General features: G+C 72.0%; 18 protein-coding genes. 2 read left to right on the top strand and 16 right to left on the bottom strand.

All coding sequences use genetic code 11. The features are described 5' to 3' along the window. Nucleotides 1-58 precede the first annotated feature (58 nt). Entirely contained in the window at nucleotides 59-805 is a 747-nt protein-coding gene (locus AC5WRL_RS02135; protein ID WP_496086488.1) for a TioE family transcriptional regulator, read from the top strand. Here the strand turns inward: AC5WRL_RS02135 and AC5WRL_RS02130 are convergent. From AC5WRL_RS02130 to pyrR, 15 genes are all read right to left on the bottom strand, one after another. Next, the gene (locus AC5WRL_RS02130) at nucleotides 786-1,295 is read right to left on the bottom strand and encodes a hypothetical protein (protein WP_496086487.1); all 510 of its coding nucleotides are present in this window, start codon (nucleotides 1,293-1,295) and stop codon (nucleotides 786-788) included. The genes AC5WRL_RS02135 and AC5WRL_RS02130 overlap by 20 nt on opposite strands. Nucleotides 1,296-1,548: 253 nt before the next feature. Next, complete coding sequence (locus AC5WRL_RS02125) at nucleotides 1,549-3,678, bottom strand: primosomal protein N' (protein ID WP_496086486.1); 2,130 nt, start codon at nucleotides 3,676-3,678, stop codon at nucleotides 1,549-1,551. A 45-nt stretch (nucleotides 3,679-3,723) separates the two neighbouring features. Then, nucleotides 3,724-4,932 (bottom strand): methionine adenosyltransferase, encoded by a 1,209-nt coding sequence (metK, locus tag AC5WRL_RS02120; protein ID WP_496086485.1) that lies wholly within the window; start codon nucleotides 4,930-4,932, stop codon nucleotides 3,724-3,726. 212 nt (nucleotides 4,933-5,144) lie between these two features. Further along, nucleotides 5,145-6,359, bottom strand: a complete 1,215-nt coding sequence (gene coaBC, locus AC5WRL_RS02115; RefSeq protein ID WP_496086484.1) for a bifunctional phosphopantothenoylcysteine decarboxylase/phosphopantothenate--cysteine ligase CoaBC — start codon at nucleotides 6,357-6,359, stop codon at nucleotides 5,145-5,147. Between the two features lie 249 nt (nucleotides 6,360-6,608). After that, nucleotides 6,609-6,902: a DNA-directed RNA polymerase subunit omega gene (gene rpoZ / locus AC5WRL_RS02110; RefSeq protein WP_496086483.1), complete on the bottom strand. Its 294-nt coding sequence runs from the start codon at nucleotides 6,900-6,902 to the stop codon at nucleotides 6,609-6,611. A 52-nt stretch (nucleotides 6,903-6,954) separates the two neighbouring features. Continuing rightward, a complete protein-coding gene (gene gmk, locus AC5WRL_RS02105; RefSeq protein WP_496086482.1) occupies nucleotides 6,955-7,506 on the bottom strand; it encodes a guanylate kinase in 552 nt (183 codons plus the stop codon). A gap of 36 nt (nucleotides 7,507-7,542) precedes the next feature. Next, nucleotides 7,543-7,866: an integration host factor gene (locus tag AC5WRL_RS02100; RefSeq protein WP_496086481.1), complete on the bottom strand. Its 324-nt coding sequence runs from the start codon at nucleotides 7,864-7,866 to the stop codon at nucleotides 7,543-7,545. Between the two features lie 212 nt (nucleotides 7,867-8,078). Continuing rightward, entirely contained in the window at nucleotides 8,079-8,924 is an 846-nt protein-coding gene (gene pyrF / locus AC5WRL_RS02095; protein ID WP_496086480.1) for an orotidine-5'-phosphate decarboxylase, read from the bottom strand. Further along, nucleotides 8,921-10,042, bottom strand: coding sequence for a quinone-dependent dihydroorotate dehydrogenase (locus AC5WRL_RS02090; RefSeq protein ID WP_496086479.1), 1,122 nt, complete (start codon nucleotides 10,040-10,042; stop codon nucleotides 8,921-8,923). The genes pyrF and AC5WRL_RS02090 overlap by 4 nt, the downstream gene beginning before the upstream one ends. A 1-nt stretch (nucleotide 10,043) precedes the next feature. Next, a complete protein-coding gene (gene carB / locus AC5WRL_RS02085) occupies nucleotides 10,044-13,376 on the bottom strand; it encodes a carbamoyl-phosphate synthase large subunit (RefSeq protein WP_496086478.1) in 3,333 nt (1,110 codons plus the stop codon). Then, on the bottom strand, nucleotides 13,369-14,505 hold the full coding sequence (gene carA / locus AC5WRL_RS02080; protein WP_496086477.1) for a glutamine-hydrolyzing carbamoyl-phosphate synthase small subunit: 1,137 nt from the start codon (nucleotides 14,503-14,505) through the stop codon (nucleotides 13,369-13,371). The genes carB and carA overlap by 8 nt, the downstream gene beginning before the upstream one ends. Beyond that, the gene (locus tag AC5WRL_RS02075; protein ID WP_496086476.1) at nucleotides 14,502-15,113 is read right to left on the bottom strand and encodes a PH-like domain-containing protein; all 612 of its coding nucleotides are present in this window, start codon (nucleotides 15,111-15,113) and stop codon (nucleotides 14,502-14,504) included. The genes carA and AC5WRL_RS02075 overlap by 4 nt, the downstream gene beginning before the upstream one ends. After that, nucleotides 15,110-16,414, bottom strand: a complete 1,305-nt coding sequence (locus tag AC5WRL_RS02070) for a dihydroorotase (RefSeq protein ID WP_496086475.1) — start codon at nucleotides 16,412-16,414, stop codon at nucleotides 15,110-15,112. The genes AC5WRL_RS02075 and AC5WRL_RS02070 overlap by 4 nt, the downstream gene beginning before the upstream one ends. Beyond that, nucleotides 16,407-17,375: an aspartate carbamoyltransferase catalytic subunit gene (locus AC5WRL_RS02065; RefSeq protein WP_496086474.1), complete on the bottom strand. Its 969-nt coding sequence runs from the start codon at nucleotides 17,373-17,375 to the stop codon at nucleotides 16,407-16,409. Before AC5WRL_RS02065 ends, AC5WRL_RS02070 begins: the two co-directional genes overlap by 8 nt. Nucleotides 17,376-17,468: 93 nt before the next feature. Beyond that, nucleotides 17,469-18,044, bottom strand: coding sequence for a bifunctional pyr operon transcriptional regulator/uracil phosphoribosyltransferase PyrR (gene pyrR, locus AC5WRL_RS02060; RefSeq protein ID WP_496086473.1), 576 nt, complete (start codon nucleotides 18,042-18,044; stop codon nucleotides 17,469-17,471). 194 nt (nucleotides 18,045-18,238) lie between these two features. Between pyrR and bldD the strand changes: the two genes are divergently transcribed. After that, complete coding sequence (gene bldD / locus AC5WRL_RS02055) at nucleotides 18,239-18,739, top strand: transcriptional regulator BldD (protein WP_019434753.1); 501 nt, start codon at nucleotides 18,239-18,241, stop codon at nucleotides 18,737-18,739. 118 nt (nucleotides 18,740-18,857) lie between these two features. On the opposite strand, the gene nusB is transcribed toward bldD, so the two are convergent. Then, nucleotides 18,858-19,283, bottom strand: a complete 426-nt coding sequence (gene nusB, locus AC5WRL_RS02050) for a transcription antitermination factor NusB (RefSeq protein WP_496086472.1) — start codon at nucleotides 19,281-19,283, stop codon at nucleotides 18,858-18,860.

The raw sequence follows: 19,283 nt of genomic DNA, 5'->3' as shown, positions 1-19,283 counted from the left end.
GATTCAACGCTATCGTTGAACCACCGGTTGAGACTTTTCCGCGATTTTGGCAAGGACGATGGGAAGAAACCTTCAAAGCGGTGAGCGGCTGCGGCCGATCGATCTGGCGCGCGGGCACGGGCTGTCCACCCAGGCCGTCAGAAACTACGAGGCGGCCGGCATCCTTCCGGACGCCGACCGCACCCCGCACGGCTATCGCACCTACACCCCGCTGCACGCGCGGGCGCTGCGCACGTTTCTCGCCCTGGTGCCCGGCCACAGCCATGCGACGGCGACCGCGATCATGCGGGCGGTGCACCGGGACGCGATCGATGAGGCGTTCCAGCTCATCGACGAGAGCCACGCCCAGCTTCGCGACGACCGGCGGACCCTCCAGGCGGTGGAGAGCGCCCTGCGCGACCTGACCCCGCTCCCCACGGAGTCCGTGCCCGGTGACACCTTCATCGGACCGCTGGCGGGCAAGCTGGGCGTCCGGCCGGCGACGCTGCGCAAGTGGGAGCAGGCCCAACTGGTGCTCCCGCGCCGCGACCCGCTGACCGGCTACCGCGTCTACGACGAGGCCGCCGTACGGGACGCCCGGCTGACCCACCAGCTGCGACGGGGCGGCTATCTGCTGGAACAGATCGCCCCGCTGATCGCCCGGCTGCGGGAGGCCGGCGGTCCTGAGCCACTGGAGGCAACGCTGCACGACTGGCACGGCCGGCTGTCCGCCCGCGCCCGGGCGATGCTGACCGGAGCCGCCGAACTGGCGGCGTACCTCAACGACCGTGAGAGCCGGCCGGCCGTCAGCAGCCGTCGCAGTTGAAGTACATGCCCTCCCAGTGGTCGCTGTACCGCAGGTAGTAGTTACCGGCGGGCGTGCGGTACATGCGCACCCCATCGGGGCGCGGACCGGTGTTCGTGAAGGTGCTGATGATGTAGTCGTCGAGGCAACTGTTCAGCGTGTAGTCCAGCTTGTGGCCGTCCCAGTGGCTCCAGGGCTCGGCCGCGTGCCCGCGCTCCGTACCGCCGATGATGTTCACATCACAGCCGCTGGACCGCTTGAGGACCTGCGCGGCCTGTGCCGACTCCCGGTTGAGCTGCTCGAAGGACGTACACGCCCGATCCTCACGATCGGAGCAGTTGCCCACCGACGACCAGGTGATACCGACCTCCTCGAACATCTCGACGGCGTGCTCGTGCGAAAGCTTGTCCGAGTACGGCGTCACCTCGGAACCCGTCACCGCCCCGGCCGCCGGCGGGACGGCGACGAGAGCGGTACCGGTGAGTGCCAGGGCAGCGAGAACCGATCGCATGCGCATAGATTGAGAACCCTCCTGCTGTGGGGGAACGCCCTGAACGGGCGACATCCATCAGATGGTCAGCCGGCCAATTGCTGTGCAGGTGGTACCCGATCATGCTGCCCGAGCGCTCCGGGCATGCGCCATGCCATCCCGGGCAGCGTGAAATGTGCCGCCCCGGGCAGCCACCCGGGCCGCCGCCACCGGGGCGTTTGCCGTTCCCCGGCCGGTGGTACGGGCCCGCACCGCCGCCACCGCGAACGGCGCCTCAGCCGATGTCGGGCGGGTCGATCCGGATCCGGGTCGGGGGGCCCGTCCGGCGGGTGAACCGCGCGGCCTGGGCCGCCTTCAAGGCGGCGGCCAGCGCGCCGCCGCTGCCCGGTGGGACGCGGACCAGGGCCCGCACCCACACGTCCCCGGGCGGCGGGTCACCCGGCCTGCGGGGCTGGCCCGGCGCCCGTACGGGCAGCGGAACCGGGCCCAGAATCTCCGCGTCCGGGGGCAGTTCGGCCATCTCCAGCAGTCCGTCCACCGCCTCCGGTGGCCCACTGACCGCCGCCATCCGGGACACCGGGGGCTGTCCGAGCGCCGCCCGGTCGGCCAGTTCCCGCTCCGCGTGACCGGCCGGGTCCCACCGCACCAGGGCCTGCACCGGGCGCAGCGTGGGTTCGGCCAGCACCACCACCGTGCCGCCCGCCCCCTGCGGACGGACCAGCGCCGCCGCCGTCAGCCAGCGGCGCAGCGCCTCCTCCCCGGCCCGCAGATCGGGCCGGCCGAGCAGGGCCCAGCCGTCCAGCAGCAGCGCCGCCGCGTACCCGGCTCCCTCCGCCACGGGCTCGGCGCCCGGGGTGCAGACCACCAGCGCGGGCCGGTCCGGCACGGTGTCCAGGATGTGGTCGCGGCCCGAGGTGCGGACCGGCACGGCGGGGAAGGCCCGGCCCAGCTCCTCCGCGGTGCGCCGGGCGCCGACCACCACGGCCCGCAGCCGTCCGCCCCCGCACTCCGGGCAGTGCCAGGCCGGCTCCTCCCGGCCGCACCAACCGCACCGCAGCTCTCCCCCGTCGGGCACGGTGAGCGGCCCGTGGCAGTGCCGGCAGCGGGCCGGCTCACGGCAGCGTTCGCAGGCCAGCCGGGGTACGTATCCGCGGCGCGGCACCTGGATCAGTACCGGGCCACGGCCCAGCGCGTCGCGCAGCGTCTGCCAGGCGAGCGTCGGCAGCCGCGCGCTGCGGGCCGCCGCGTCCCGTGCCTCGTCCGTCTCACTGACGGTCCGCACCAGCGGCGCGGCCTCCCGCACGGTCTCCCGGTCGGGCGCCAGCGGAGCGGCGAATCCGGTGGCCACCAGCTGGGCCGCCTCCACGGTGTGCGCGTGCCCGCCCAGCAGCAGCCCGGCACGCTCATGGGTGGCGCGCAGCAACAGCACATCGCGGGCGTGCGGCTGGGGCGCGTGTTCATCGGCGTGCGCCTGGTCGCCGTCGTCCCAGATCGCGGCAAGACCCAGTTCCCGCACCGGCGCGAACATCGCGGCCCGGGTGCCGATGACCCCGCGCACCGCGCCACGGCTGACCGCCAGCCAGTTGCGGTACCGCTCCTCCGGCCCGGTGTCCGCGGTGAGCAGCACATGCTGGCCGGGGCCAAGCAGCGCGCCGAGCGCCGCGTCCACCCGGGCGGCGGCCCGCCCGTCCGGCAGCACGGCCAGGGCCCCGCGCCCGGCGGCCAGCGCGGTGGCCAGCGCCCGTGCCAGCTCATCGGGCCATCCCGGGCCGGGCAGTGCCGTCCACACCGCGCGCGGTGCCTCACCCCGGGTGAGCGCCGAAAGAAAGCCCGCCCCGCGCGGATAGCGGTCCCAGCCGCCGGGCCCGGGCGCGGCGGGCGGGGCCGGCGCGGCGGGTGAGGGCTGCTTCTCGGGGCGGGCCCGGCGCGGTGGCACCGCCAGCTGGACGACATCGGCGAGTGCCCCCGCGTACCGGTCGGCGACCGCCCGGCACAGCCGCAGCAGTTCCGGGGTGAGAACGCGTTCGGTGGAGAGCACCTGGGCGATCGGGGCCAGCGTGCCGGGGAAGTCGCTGACGGCACGCCGCTCCACGACGAAGCCGTTGATCAGGCCACCGCCCTCACGGCGCCCGCCCCGTTCCCCCGCGCCGAACCGCACCCGGACCCGGACCCCCGGCTGGGCGTCCGCGTCCATGGCGGCGGGCACGGCGTAATCGAAGTAGCGGTCGAGATGGACCAGCCCCTTGTCCACCAGCACCCGGGCCACCGGCAGCCCCTCGGCCAGCGGCGCGCCCCGCCAGGTACGGGGGCGGGCCGGCGGCTCCTTCCGGCCGGCCCGCACACTCGCCCGGATCAGCGCCAGTTGCTCCGCACCCGCCGCCCGGTGTTCCTGCTCGCCACTCACCCGTGCAGTACAGCAGATGGCTCGGACACCACCGAGCCGGCCTGCTCAGAGTCCGACAGCGGTGCGCAGGGCGTCGACGCGGTCGGTGCGTTCCCAGGTGAAGTCGGGCAGCTCGCGCCCGAAGTGTCCGTACGCGGCGGTCTGGGCGTAGATCGGGCGCAGGAGGTGGAGGTCGCGGATGATGGCGGCCGGCCGCAGGTCGAAGACCTCGCCGATGGCCTTCTCGATCCGCTCGGGCTCCACCGTGGCGGTGCCGAAGGTCTCCACGAACAGCCCGACCGGCTCTGCCTTGCCGATCGCGTAGGCGACCTGCACCTCGCAGCGCGAGGCCAGCCCGGCCGCGACCACGTTCTTCGCCACCCAGCGCATCGCGTACGCAGCCGACCGGTCCACCTTGGAGGGGTCCTTGCCGGAGAACGCGCCGCCACCGTGCCGGGCCATCCCGCCATAGGTGTCGATGATGATCTTCCGCCCGGTCAGCCCGGCGTCCCCCATCGGACCGCCGATCTCGAACCGCCCGGTCGGATTGACCAGCAGCCGGTACCCCTCACTGTCCAGCTTGATACCGTCCGCGACCAGCGCCTTCAGCTCCGGCTCGACCACGAACTCCTTGATGTCCGGGGCCAGCAGCGACTCCAGATCGATGTCCGAGGCGTGCTGACTGGACACCACCACCGTGTCGAGCCGCACCGCCTTGTCGCCGTCGTACTCGATGGTCACCTGCGTCTTGCCGTCCGGCCGCAGATACGGGATCGTCCCGTTGCGCCGCACCTCGGAGAGCCGGTACGACAGCCGGTGCGCCAGCCGGATCGGCAGCGGCATCAGCTCGGGGGTCTCATCACAGGCGTAGCCGAACATCAGACCCTGATCGCCCGCGCCCTGGCGGTCCAGCTCGTCCAGCTCGCCCTCGACCCGCGACTCGTAGGCGGTGTCCACTCCCTGGGCGATGTCCGGGGACTGCGACCCGATGGAGACCGACACTCCGCAGGAGGCACCATCGAACCCCTTCTTGGAGGAGTCGTAGCCGATGTCGAGGATCTTGCCGCGCACCAGGGACGCGATGTCGGCGTACGCCTTGGTGGTGACCTCACCGGCCACATGCACCAGACCCGTGGTGATCATCGTCTCCACGGCCACCCGGGACGTGGGGTCCGCCTGGAGCAGGGCGTCGAGAATGGCATCGCTGATCTGGTCGGCGATCTTGTCGGGATGACCCTCGGTCACGGATTCCGAGGTGAACAGGCGGCGGGACACATCGCTCCCTGGGGTTGCAGCGGCTGCTGACTGAACTGGGCCGACCTCACTCCGGAGCCCTCCGGAGGCGGTCGGTTCGAGTCTATCGGCTCAAGGGTCGCCGGCGCGTGGATCCCACCACGGCCGCCGGGCCCTGTCTTACAGTAACGGTCTTGCCCCGGCCTGGGGAGAGGTGGATCGCTGTACGAGACGGCGCACGGGGTCGTACGGCATCAGGGCGCCGGCAGGCGACCGGCCACCACGTCCCAGATCCGGTCCGCCAGCGCCTCCTTGGGGCCGTGCGGCACCGGGGTCTCGGGGCCGGCCGCGTCCAGGATCACCGCCTCGTTCTCCTCGGTGCCGAAGGCGAGGCCGCCACCCACCTGGTTGACCACCAGCAGATCGCAGCCCTTGCGCGCGAGCTTGGCCCGCCCGTTGGCGAGCACGTCGTCGGTCTCGGCGGCGAAGCCCACCACCAGCTGACCGGGCGCCGTCCGGTGGGCGGACAGCTCGGCCAGGATGTCGGGGTTGCGCACCAGGGCGATCGGCTCAGGCTCCACCCCGTCCCGCTTCTTGATCTTGCTGTCGGCCTCGCGCAGCGGGCGGAAGTCGGCGACCGCCGCCGCCATGACCACCGCGTCGGCGTCGGCGACGGCCTTGAGGACGGCCTCGCGCAGCTCCCGCGCCGTGCCCACCGGGATCACCTCGGCCCCGGCCGGGTCGGGCAGCGCGGTGTTGGCGGCCACCAGGGTCACCCTGGCGCCCCGGGCCACGGCGGTACGGGCCAGCGCGTAGCCCTGCTTGCCGGAGGAGCGGTTCCCCAGGTAGCGCACCGGGTCCAGCGGCTCGCGGGTGCCGCCCGCGGAGATCACCACATGGCGCCCGGCCAGATCGGGCGCGGCCCCTTCGGCGCCCCGCTCCAGCACCCGGCGGCAGATCTCGAAGATCTCCCCGGGGTCCGGCAGCCGGCCCTTGCCGGTGTCGGCGCCGGTGAGCCGGCCGCTGGCGGGCTCGATGACCACGGCGCCGCGGCGGCGCAGGGTGGCGACGTTCTCCTGGGTGGCGGGGTGCTCCCACATCTCGGTGTGCATGGCGGGCGCGAAGATCACCGGGGCGCGCGCCGTGAGCAGCGTGTTGGTGAGCAGGTCGTCCGCCCGCCCGTGGGCCGCCTTGGCCAGCAGATCGGCGGTGGCGGGCGCGATCACCAGCAGCTCGGCCTGCTGCCCGATCCGTACGTGCGGCACCTCGTGGACGCTTTCGAAGACCTCGGTGTCCACCGGGTGCCCGGACAGCGCCGCCCAGGTGGCGGCGCCGACGAAGCGCAGCGCGTTGGCGGTGGGCAGCACCCGGACGTCATGGCCGGATTCGGTCAGCCGGCGCAGCAGCTCGCACGCCTTGTACGCGGCGATGCCGCCGCTGACTCCCAGAACGATCTTCGGCTTGTCCATTGCTGTCCTTCTCCCGGCGCGACCACGGGCCCGGCAGCGCGCTGCCGGGCCCGTGGGTGGATCGATGCGGTGCGGGTGGTGCGGTGGCCTGCCCGGCACATCACGCCGGTCAGGCCCACGACGTCTGGTGCGGTACATCGCAAGGCGAAGGGTCGGCCTCGTAGTGGGCTACTCGGCCGAGCCCGACAACACGGCGAGGTGCCGTATCAGGCGTCGTGGGCCAGGCGGGATGCGCCGGGCGGGCCACCGTCAGCGGCTCGAACGCGGGGTCGGGTCCGCCGGGCCGTCGACGGCCTCGGAGGTCAGCAGGCCGGCGTTGATCTCGCGGAGCGCGATCGACAGCGGCTTCTCGTGCACATGGGTGTCCACGAGCGGGCCGACGTACTCCAGCAGGCCCTCGCCGAGCTGGGAGTAGTACGCGTTGATCTGGCGCGCGCGCTTGGCGGCGTAGATCACCAGGCTGTACTTCGAGTCGGTGGCCTCAAGCAGCTCATCGATCGGCGGGTTGATGATGCCCTCGGGCGTGGTGATGGAAGAGGACACGCTCTACCTTCCGCAGGGTTCGGGGGCGGGGGAAAGAAATACTGCCCCCTGGTTAACACAGCAAGGCTAGCAGCTCGCCCGCGACGTCCTCGACCGACGTATTGACGAGGGTGACATCGAACTCGGACTCGGCCGCCAGTTCCTTTCTGGCCTCGGTCAGCCGGCGCTCGATGACATCGGGCGGCTCGGTGCCCCGCCCGGTCAGCCGGCGCACCAGCTCCTCCCAGCTGGGCGGCGCGAGAAACACCAGCCGCGCCTCCGGCATCGAGGAGCGCACCAGCCGGGCGCCCTGGAGATCGATCTCCAGGAGGACGGGCTCTCCGGACTCCAGCCGGTCCAGGACGGCCCGGCGAGGGGTGCCGTAACGGTTGCCGGCGAACTCGGCCCACTCCAGGAGCTCTCCGTTGGCGACGAGCTTGTCGAACTCCTCGTCGTCCACGAAGAAGTAGTGCACCCCGTGCCGCTCCCCGGGACGGGGGGGACGGGTGGTGGCCGAGACGGACAGCCACACCTCCGGATGAGCTTTGCGCATATGGGCGACGACCGTGCTCTTGCCGACCCCGGAGGGGCCGGAGAGCACGGTCAGCCGCGGACGATCGTTCATGTGCCGATTATCCCGTCTCCCCAGGGAGCGGAAAAATCAGGCCGCCTTGTCGCCGAACTCACGCTCCAGCGAGGCGATCTGGTTGGAGCCCAGGCCACGGACCCGGCGGCTCTCGGAGATGCCGAGACGCTCCATGATCTGCCGGGCGCGGACCTTGCCGACGCCGGGCAGCGACTCCAGCAGCGCACTGACCTTCATCTTTCCGATGACATCGTTCTTCTGGCCCTGCTGGATGACCTCCTGCAGGGAGGCGCCGGAGTGCTTGAGCCGATTCTTGACCTCGGCGCGCTCCCGGCGAGCCGCGGCGGCCTTCTCAAGCGCGGCAGCGCGCTGTTCAGGGGTTAGGGGCGGAAGAGCCACGCCTACGTCACCTCGGGTGTCGAATCTGTTGGATACGGACAACGCGTGGCCATCCGGCCGCGCGCCGGCGGGCAGTCGGCTGGATGCCTGGCTGCTCCGCTCTCGTCGGAGACTAGCGGCCGTTGCGGCTTGAGTCAGCGAGAATCGTCAAAAAGTCCAGGTCAGCGTTCAATCAGTACGAACTTTTCGGACATTTCTCTACGGCAGAGGGCTCAACGGTGGTCATGGAGCGCCGTGAAGAGCTCCCGAGCCTCGGTTTCGGCCGCCGTCCGCAGTGCTTCGACCGCGGGTCCGCGGCGCAGCACCGACCGGCTGACGCTGGGCAGCACCTGACCGCTCCGGTCGCCGAACAGCTTCGGCAGATCGGCGGCGGTGGCGCCCTGCGCGCCGATGCCGGGGGCCAGCAGCGGGCCGTTGATCGCCAGGTCCACGCCCGCCGTGGACAAGGTGGCGCCGATCACCGCGCCGACCGAGCCCAGCGGGGTGGCCCCGGCGTTCTCCCGCGCGATGGCGTCCAGCATCAGCTGGGCCAGCGGGCGCCCGTCGGCGGCGGTGGCCCGCTGTACCTGGGCGCCCTCCGGGTTGGAGGTGAGGGCGAGCACGAAGACCCCGGCGCCATGGGTGCGGGCCAGCTCCAGCGCGGGCCGCAGCGACTCGAAGCCGAGGTACGGGGTGAGGGTGATCGCGTCGGAGAACAGCGGCGCGCCGGGCTCCAGATAGGCGGTGGCGTACGCGCCCATCGTGGAGCCGATGTCGCCGCGCTTCACATCGGTGACCACCAGCGCCCCGGCCGCCCGGCTGTCGGCGATGGCCCGCTCCAGGACCGCCACTCCCCGGGAGCCAAAGCGTTCGAAGAACGCGGACTGCGGCTTGAGCACGGCGACCCGGTCGGCAAGCGCCTCCACCACGGTGTGGGTGAAGCGTTCGAGCCCGGCGATGTCGTCGCCGAGTCCCCAGTCGGCGAGCAGTTGGGCGTGCGGATCGATCCCCACGCACAGTGGCCCGCGCTCGTCCATGGCCCGGCGCAGCCGGGCGCCGAACGGCTCCGGCGCGCTCATGCCCGGCCCTCCCTGACATCGGTGCCGACCGCCTCGGCCAGCGTCCGGTAGGGGCTGGCGGCCAGTTGCCCGGCCAGCCCGCGGTGGATGCTCCGGGGCCAGGCCGGCCCCTGGTAGATGAAGCCGCTGTAGCCCTGGATCAGCGTGGCGCCGGCCAGGATCCGGGCCCAGGCGTCCTCGGCGGTGGTGATGCCGCCGACCCCGATCAGGGTGAGCCGGCCCCCGGTGCGGGCGTACAGCCGGCGCAGCACCTCCAGCGAGCGCTCGGTGAGCGGGGCGCCGGACAGCCCGCCGGCGCCGATGGCCGCCAGCTCGGCCTCGGGGGTGGCCAGACCCTCGCGGCCGATGGTGGTGTTGGTGGCGATGATGCCGTCCAGCCCCACCTCCAGGGCGAGATCGGCGACCGCGTCGATGTCCTCGTCGGCGAGATCGGGGGCGATCTTCACCAGCAGCGGCACCCGGCGTTCCGGCACCGTACGGTCGGCGGCCTCGCGGACCGCCGTGAGCAGCGGGCGCAGCTGGTCGACGGCCTGGAGGGCGCGGAGCCCCGGGGTGTTGGGCGAGGAGACATTGACCACGAGGTAGTCGGCGTGGGCGGCCAGCCGCTCGGTGGAGGTCACATAGTCGGCGACCGCCTCCGTCTCGGGGACGGCCTTGGTCTTGCCGATGTTGACGCCCACCACGGGGCCGCCGGGGCGCCGGTCGCGCCGCGCGAGCCGGGCGGCCACGGCGGCGGAGCCGTCGTTGTTGAACCCCATCCGGTTGATCAGGGCGTGGTCGGCGACCAGCCGGAACAGCCGGCGGCGCGGGTTGCCGGGCTGGGGCTGTCCGGTGACGGTGCCGATCTCGACGTGGTCGAAGCCGAGCTTGGCCAGCCCGTCGATGCCCACCGCGTTCTTGTCGAAGCCGGCGGCGAGCCCGAACGGCCCGGGCATGGTGTGGCCCAGGGCCCGCACCCGCAGCTGCGGGAAGCGGGGCGCGAAGGCGGCCCGTACCGCGTCGCGCAGCACCGGGACGGAGGCCGCCGCCCGGATCGCCCCGAACGCCAGCTGGTGGGCGCGTTCGGGGTCGATCCGGGTGAGGACCGTACGGAAGAGCAGGGAGTAGGCGCGTCCCATCTCAGGCGCCCGCCCCGGTGCCGGCGGCTTCCCTGGCGCTGATCAGATGCCGGGCGTGGTCCTGGAGCGAGCGGACCCCGACATCGCCGTGCCGCAGGGCGTCGATGCCCTGGACGGCGGCGGCCAGTGCCTGCACGGTGGTGAGGCAGGGCACGCCACGGGCCACTGCGGCGGTACGGATGTCGTAGCCGTCGAGCCGGCCGCCGGTGCCGTAGGGGGTGTTGACGATCAGATCGACGTGTCCGTCGTGGATGAGCTGGACGACGGTCTTCTCGCCGTTCGGTCCCTCGCCCTCGCTCTGCTTGCGCACCACCGTGGCCTCGATGCCGTTGCGGCGCAGCACCTCGGCGGTGCCGGAGGTAGCCAGTAGCTCGAATCCGTGTTCGACCAGGGCGCGGGCCGGGAAGATCATGGCGCGCTTGTCCCGGTTGGCGATGGAGATGAAGGCCCGTCCCTTGGTGGGCAGCGCCCCGTAGGCGCCGGCCTGGGACTTGGCGTAGGCGGTGCCGAAGACGGCGTCGATGCCCATCACCTCGCCGGTGGAACGCATCTCGGGCCCCAGGACGGTGTCCACGCCGCGCCCGTGCACGTCGCGGAACCGCGACCAGGGCATCACGGCCTCCTTGACGGAGATGGGGGCGTCCATGGGCAGGGTGCCGCCGTCGCCGTGGGCGGGCAGCAGTCCTTCGGCGCGCAGCTCGGCGATGGTGGTGCCGAGCGAGATGCGGGCGGCGGCCTTGGCCAGCGGTACGGCGGTGGCCTTGGAGGTGAAGGGGACGGTGCGCGAGGCGCGGGGGTTGGCCTCCAGCACGTAGAGAATGTCGCCGGAGAGCGCGAACTGGATGTTGATCAGCCCGCGGACCCCGACGCCGGCGGCGATGGCCTCGGTGGAGGTGCGCAGCCGCTTGATGTCGTGGCCGCCGAGGGTGATGGGCGGCAGGGCGCACGCGGAGTCGCCGGAGTGGATGCCGGCCTCCTCGATGTGCTCCATCACGCCGCCCAGGTAGAGCTCCTGGCCGTCGTAGAGGGCGTCGACGTCGATCTCGATGGCGTCGTCGAGGAACCGGTCGATGAGTACGGGGTGTTCGGAGATCAGTCCGGCGTGCCGCTGGAGGTAGTCGGCGAGCGAGGGCTCGTCGTACACGATCTGCATGCCGCGCCCGCCGAGCACATAGCTGGGGCGGACCATCACCGGGTAGCCGATGCCGGCCGCGATGGCGCTGGCCTCCTCGAAGGAGCGGGCGGTGCCGTACTTGGGGGCGGGCAGCCCGGCCGCCTCCAGGACCCGGCCGAAGTGGCCGCGCTCCTCGGCGAGGTTGATGGCCTCGGGCGAGGTGCCCACGATCGGCACGCCGTTGTCCTTGAGCGCCTGCGCCAGGCCGAGCGGGGTCTGGCCGCCGAGCTGGACGATGACGCCGGCCAGCGGTCCGGCCTGCTGCTCGGCGTGCACGATCTCCAGGACGTCCTCCAGGGTGAGCGGCTCGAAGTAGAGCCGGTCGGAGGTGTCGTAGTCGGTGGAGACGGTCTCGGGGTTGCAGTTGACCATGACGGTCTCGTAGCCGGCCGCGCTCAGCGCGAAGGAGGCGTGGACGCAGGAGTAGTCGAACTCGATGCCCTGGCCGATGCGGTTGGGCCCGGAGCCCAGGATGATGACGGCGGGCTTGGTGCGCGGGCCGACCTCGCTCTCCTCGTCGTAGGAGGAGTAGAGGTAGGGGGTGCGGGCGGCGAATTCGGCGGCGCAGGTGTCCACGGTCTTGTAGACGGGGCGTACGCCCAGCGCGTGCCGTACCTCGCGGACCACGTCCTCGCGCAGGCCGCGGATGCCGGCGATCTGGGCGTCGGAGAAGCCGTGCCGCTTGGCGTGCGCGAGCAGGTCACCGTCCAGCAGTTCGGCGGCGGCCAGCTCCCCGGCGATCTCGTGGATGAGGAAGAGCTGGTCGATGAACCAGGGGTCGATCCTGGTGGCCTCGAAGACCTCGCCGGGGGTGGCGCCGGCCCGGATGGCGGCCATCACGGTGTTGAGCCGGCCGTCGGTGGGGATCGTGGCGGTGGCGAGCAGTTCCGCCTTGTCGCCGGGGGTACCGGTGAAGTCGAACTGGGAGTCCTTCTTCTCCAGGGAGCGCAGCGCCTTGTTCAGCGCCTCGGTGAAGTTACGGCCGATCGCCATGGCCTCGCCCACCGACTTCATGGTGGTGGTGAGGGCGGAGTCGGCGGCGGGGAACTTCTCGAAGGCGAACCGGGGAACCTTGACCACCACGTAGTCGAGGGTGGGTTCGAAGGAGGCCGGGGTCTGCTCGGTGATGTCGTTGGGGATCTCGTCCAGCGTGTAGCCGATGGCGAGCCGGGCGGCGATCTTGGCGATCGGGAAGCCGGTGGCCTTGGAGGCGAGCGCGGAGGAGCGGGAGACCCGGGGGTTCATCTCGATGACGACGACCCGGCCGTCCTCGGGGTTGACGGCGAACTGGATGTTGCAGCCGCCGGTGTCCACCCCGACCTCGCGGATGACGGCGATGCCGATGTCCCGCAGGATCTGGTACTCGCGGTCGGTGAGGGTCATGGCGGGGGCGACGGTGATGGAGTCGCCGGTGTGCACGCCCATCGGGTCGAGGTTCTCGATGGAGCAGACGACGACCACGTTGTCGGCGCGGTCGCGCATGAGCTCCAGCTCGTACTCCTTCCACCCCAGGATGGACTCCTCCAGAAGCACCTCGGTGGTGGGCGACAGGGCCAGGCCCTGGCCGGCGATGCGGCGCAGCTCCTCCTCGTTGTGGGCGAAGCCGGAGCCGGCGCCGCCCATGGTGAAGGAGGGGCGGACCACCACGGGGTAGCCGCCGAGGGCCGGCACGCCGGCGAGCACCTCGGCCATGGAGTGGCAGATCACCGAGCGGGCGGACTCGCCGTGGCCGGTCCTCTCCCGTACCGCCTCGACCACGCCCTTGAACAGCTCGCGGTCCTCACCCTTGTTGATGGCCTCGACGTTGGCACCGATCAGCTCCACGCCGTACCGGTCCAGGGTGCCGGCGCCGTGCAGGGCGATGGCGGTGTTGAGGGCGGTCTGGCCGCCGAGGGTGGGGAGCAGCGCGTCGGGCCGCTCCTTGGCGATGATCTTCTCGACGAACTCCGGGGTGATCGGCTCCACATAGGTGGCGTCCGCGATCTCCGGGTCGGTCATGATGGTGGCCGGGTTGGAGTTGACGAGGATGACGCGCAGTCCCTCGGACTTCAGTACGCGGCATGCCTGGGTGCCCGAGTAGTCGAACTCGGCGGCCTGTCCGATGACGATCGGACCGGAGCCGATGACCAGGACGGACTGGATATCGGTGCGCTTAGGCACGCTGGTCCTCCATCAGGGAGACGAAGCGATCGAAGAGGTAGGCCGCGTCGTGCGGGCCCGCCGCCGCTTCGGGGTGGTACTGGACGCTGAAGGCCGGCCGGTCGAGCAGTCGCAGCCCCTCGACGACGTTGTCGTTGAGGCAGACGTGGGAGACCTCGGCGCGGCCGAAGGGGGTGTCGGAGACCGTGTCGAGCGGGGCGTCGACGGCGAATCCGTGGTTGTGCGCGGTGACTTCGACCTTGCCGGTGGCCCGGTCCTTGACCGGCTGGTTGATGCCCCGGTGGCCGTACTTGAGCTTGTAGGTGCCGAATCCCAGGGCGCGGCCCAGGATCTGGTTGCCGAAGCAGATGCCGAACAGCGGGGTGCCGCGCTCCAGCACGCCGCGCATCAGGGCGACGGCGTGGTCGGCGGTGGCGGGGTCGCCGGGGCCGTTGGAGAAGAACACCCCGTCCGGGGCGGTGGCGTAGATCTCCTCCAGGGTGGCGGTGGCGGGCAGCACCCGGACCTCGATGCCGCGCTCGGCCATCCGGTGCGGGGTCATGCCCTTGATGCCGAGGTCGACGGCGGCCACGGTGAAGCGGCGCTGCCCGTGGGCGGGCACGGTGTACGGCTCGGTGGTGGCGACCTCGGCGGCCAGGTCGGCGCCGGTCATCGCGGGGGCGGCCTGCACCCGGGCCAGCAGTTCGTCCTCGGTGGCGAGCGCGTCGCCGGAGAAGATGCCGACCCGCATGGCGCCGCGGTCCCGCAGATGGCGGGTGAGGGCGCGGGTGTCGATGCCGGAGATGCCGACCACGCCCTGGGCGGTGAGCTCGGCGTCCAGGGTGCGGGTGGCGCGCCAGTTGGAGGGGATCCGGGCGGGGTCGCGCACCACATAGCCGGCCACCCAGATCCGGCCGGATTCCGGGTCGTCGTCGTTGACGCCGGTGTTGCCGATGTGCGGGGCGGTCATGACGACCACCTGGCGGTGGTACGAGGGGTCGGTGAGGGTCTCCTGGTAGCCGGTCATGCCGGTGGAGAAGACGGCCTCGCCCAGGGTCTGGCCCACCGCGCCGTAGCTGCGGCCACGGAAGGTACGGCCGTCCTCCAGGACGAGTACGGCGGGGCGGGTACGGGTGGCGTCGGTGGTCATTTCGCACCTTCTTCGGGGGTGTGCGGTCCGGCGGCGGACGGGGCGGCGGAGGCCGGTCCCAGGGCCCGGATCCAGGCGGCGTGCTCCTGCGCCCGGTCGGACCGGAAGCCGGAGTCCAGCAGCCGGTCGCCGTGCTCCCAGGTGATCACCAGCAGCCCGCCCTCGGTGAGGACCTTGCCGGCGATGCCCTTGTCGAGCCGGGCCTCGCGGATCCGGGCGGCCGGGATCAGGAAGTCGGGGGCGCCGGGGCGTACCACGGCGATGCCCTCGTCGGTGAGGGTCAGCTCGGCGCGGCTGCGGGCGCCCAGGCCGTGCGCGACGATGCGGTCCAGCCACTGGCCGGCGGTGGTGGAGCCGTGGTAGCGGCCGGTCATCCGCAGCCGGGGCTCGCCGGGGGCGACGGGCAAGGCGGGCAGCTCGGGCAGGTCGCCCTGGAGGCTGCCGCGCCACTTCCAGCCCTCGCGCATCAGCCAGTAGACGAGGGCGACGAGCAGCAGCAGGCCGACGACCCAGCCGATGCGCTCGGCCCAGTCGGTGACCTCGGCCGATTTGCGTTCGACGTTCTCGTCGGCGAGGACGATGAGGTGCGCCGTGATGATGTGACTCATGTGAGATTCCCGTCCGTGACCGTTGCCCGGCCCCGCAGGAAGGTGTGCGTCACCCGGCCCGGCAGCTCGCGTCCCCGGTAGGGGGTGTTCCGGCTGCGGGAGACGAATCCGGCGGGGTCCACCACCGAACGGTATGCCGGGTCGATCAGGGTGAGGTTGGCGGGCTCCCCCACCGCGACGGGGCGGCCGTGTCCGGCGAGCCGGCCGATGGCGGCGGGCGCGTACGACATCCGGTCGGCGACCTTGGCCCAGTCCATCAGCCCGGTGTCGACCATGGTGTGCTGGACCACGGAGAGCGCGGTCTCCAGCCCGATCATCCCCATGGCGGCGGCACCCCACTCGCAGTCCTTGTCCTCGTGGGGGTGCGGGGCGTGATCGGTGGCCACAATGTCGATGGTGCCGTCCGCGAGCGCCTCGCGCAGCGCCAGCACATCGGCCTCGGTGCGCAGCGGCGGGTTGACCTTGTAGACGGGGTCGTAGGAGCGCACCAGCTCGTCGGTGAGCAGCAGGTGGTGCGGGGTGACCTCGGCGGTGACCCGCCAGCCCTTGGACTTGGCCCAGCGCACCAGTTCCACGGAGCCGGCGGTGGACAGGTGGCAGATGTGCAGCCGGGAGCCGACGTGGGCGGCGAGCAGGATGTCGCGGGCGATGATCGATTCCTCGGCGACGGCGGGCCAGCCGGTCAGGCCCAGCTCGGCGGAGACGGTGCCCTCGTTCATCTGGGCGCCCTCGGTGAGCCGGGGTTCCTGGGCGTGCTGGGCGATCACGCCGTCGAACGCCTTCACGTACTCCAGGGCGCGGCGCATGATCACGGCGTCGTCGACGCACTTGCCGTCGTCGGAGAAGACGGTGACGCCGGCCGCGCTGTCGTGCATGGCGCCCAGCTCGGCGAGCTGCTTGCCGCCCAGTCCGACGGTGACGGCGCCGATCGGCTGGACGTCGCAGTAGCCGGATTCGCGGCCCAGGCGCCACACCTGCTCGACCACGCCGGCGGTGTCGGCGACGGGGAAGGTGTTGGCCATGGCGTGCACGGCGGTGTAGCCGCCGGCGGCGGCGGCCCGGGTGCCGGTGAGGACGGTCTCGGAGTCCTCGCGGCCGGGCTCGCGCAGGTGGGTGTGCAGATCGACCAGGCCGGGCAGCAGGATCTGGCCGTCGGCCTCGATCACGGTGGCGCCGGCGGCGGGGACGGTGGTGCCGGTCTCGGCGATGACGCCGTTCTCGATCAGCAGGTCCTGCGGGCGTCCGCCGAGGATCCTGGCGCCCTTGATCAGGGTGCGCCGGTGGGTTGCGGTCTCACTCATGGGTTTCCTTGGTGGCGGCGGGCTCGGCTCCGCCGAGCAGCAGATACAGGACGGCCATGCGGATGCTGACGCCGTTGGTGACCTGTTCGACGGCGGTGCAGCGGGGGGAGTCGGCGACCTCGGCGGTGATCTCCATGCCCCGGTTCATCGGGCCGGGGTGCATGACGATGGCGTGCCGCGGCATGCGGGCCATCCGGTCGCCGTCCAGGCCGTAGCGGCGGGCGTACTCGCGCTCGGTCGGGAAGTAGGCGGCGTTCATCCGTTCGCGCTGGACGCGCAGCATCATCACGGCGTCGGACTTGGGCAGCACGGCGTCCAGGTCGTAGGAGACGGCGCAGGGCCAGTGGTCGACGCCGATGGGCACCAGGGTGGGCGGGGCGACGACGGTGACCTCGGCGCCCAGGGTGTGCAGCAGTTGCACGTTGGAGCGGGCCACCCGGGAGTGCAGGATGTCGCCGACGATGGTGATCCGGCGGCCGGTGAGGTCGCTGCCCAGGCCGGCCCCGGCGGCCAGCCGGCGGCGGATGGTGAAGGCGTCCAGCAGGGCCTGGGTGGGGTGTTCGTGGGTGCCGTCGCCGGCGTTGACCACGGAGCCGCCGATCCAGCCCGAGGTGGCGAGCCGGTGCGGGGCGCCGGAGTCGTGGTGCCGGATGACGACGGCGTCGGCGCCCATCGCCTGGAGGGTGAGGGCGGTGTCCTTGAGGGATTCGCCCTTGGAGACGGAGGAGCCCTTGGCCGAGAAGTTGATCACGTCGGCGGACAGCCGCTTGGCGGCGGCCTCGAAGGAGATCCGGGTCCGGGTGGAGTCCTCGAAGAAGAGGTTGACGACCGTTCGGCCGCGCAGGGTGGGCAGTTTCTTGATCGGCCGGTCGGCGATCCTGGCCATTTCCTCGGCGGTGTCGAGGATGAGGACGGCGTCGTCGCGGCTGAGGTCGGTGGCCGAGGTGAGATGGCGCTTCATCGTTGCCTTCCCAGAGGTGTTCGGGGAGCGGAAGGGCGTACGGGCAGGCCCGGGCACGGCGCGGCCGGGGTGGGGCCGGGCCGTACGGGTGCGCTACCGGTCGGCGGCGGGGGCGTCCTCGCGTACGCCCAGGAGGACGCCGTCGCGGCCGTCCTCCTCGGTGAGCTGGACCTTGACCGTCTCCCGCAGGGAGGTGGGGATGTTCTTGCCGACGTAGTCGGCGCGGATCGGCAGCTCGCGGTGGCCCCGGTCGACCAGGACCGCCAGCTGGACGGCGCGGGGGCGGCCGATGTCGCCGAGCGCGTCGAGGGCGGCCCGGATGGTGCGGCCGGAGAAGAGCACATCGTCGACCAGGACGACCAGGGCGCCGTCGATGCCGGCGCCGGGGATCTCGGTACGGGCCAGGGCGCGGGCCGGGCGCAGCCGCAGATCGTCGCGGTACATGGTGATGTCGAGCGATCCCACGGGCACCGGGTGTCCGGTGATCTCGGCGAGCCGGGCGGTCAGCCGGTGGGCCAGATAGACCCCTCGGGTGGGGATGCCCAGCAGCACCACATCGTCGGCGCCCTTGGCGCGTTCGACGATCTCGTGGGCGATGCGGGTCAGTGCCCGCGCGATGTCCGGCGCTTCCAGTACGGAACGGGCCGGGGGTGAGTCATGGGTGTCCATACGAAACGGACCTCCTTCCCCGCCTCACGGGACGGGCCTTAAAGGACGTCTGGTGTTCGAATGAACCATAGCAGGGCACTCGATACGCTCCGCATCGCCCCAGGTCAGAGAGGAGGAAGCCGGTCCGGCTTGACGGGAGATATCACGCTGCGTAACATCACACTGAGTAACAAACCGCCAGTCCGGGGAGACACATGTCCAGCGAATACGCCAAACAGCTCGGAGCCAAGCTCCGGGCCATCCGTACCCAGCAGGGTCTGTCGCTCCATGGGGTCGAGGAGAAGTCCCAGGGCCGCTGGAAGGCGGTCGTGGTCGGCTCGTACGAGCGCGGCGACCGCGCGGTGACCGTGCAGCGCCTCGCGGAGCTGGCCGACTTCTACGGCGTCCCGGTCCAGGAGCTGCTGCCCGGCACCACGCCCGGCGGTGCCGCCGAGCCGCCGCCGAAGCTGGTGCTCGACCTGGAGCGGCTCGCCACGCTGCCCAGCGAGAAGGCCGGCCCGCTCCAGCGCTACACCGCCACCATCCAGAGCCAGCGCGGTGACTACAACGGCAAGGTGCTCTCGATCCGCCAGGACGACCTGCGCACCCTCGCGGTGATCTACGACCAGTCCCCCTCGGTGCTGACCGAACAGCTGATCAGCTGGGGTGTGCTGGGCGCCGACGCACGTCGTGCGGTGCAGGCCGAGGAGAGCTGACCCGGGGCGTACGCAACGCGCGTCGCATCCGCAGCGCGCCGCCGGTGGCGGCGCACGGCACAGGGGCGGGCGGCCGGCCATCAGGCCCGCCGCCCGCCCCTGCCATGGCGTCTCGGTCTCAGCGCCGCAACGAGGGCTTCAGCTCCTTGAGCCGGCCCAGCAGACCGTTGACAAAGGCCGGCGAGTCATCGGTGGAGAACTCCCGGGCCAGCTGCACGGCCTCGTCCAGCACCACCGGATCGGGCACATCGTCCCGCCAGATCAGCTCGAAGGCGCTCAGCCGCAGAATGTTGCGGTCCACGGCCGGCATCCGGTCCAGCGGCCAGCCGATCGTGTACTGCGTCAGCAGCTCATCGATCCGCTCCGCCCGCTCCGCGAACCCCTCCACCAGCTCCCTGGTATACGGGTTGACCTGCGGATTTCCCTGATCACTCAGGGCCTTGCGCGTCCACTCGGCCAGGACGTCGGTGGGGTCGGCAGCGCGCTGATCAGCCTCGAAGAGGATCTGGAGCGCCCGCTGCCGCGCCTTGCTGCGCGCGGACAC

It is taken from the genome of Streptomyces sp. NTD107 (genome assembly GCF_059510435.1).
Note: the sequence above shows the minus strand (reverse complement) of the source record. Positions and strands in the feature narration are given on the sequence as shown.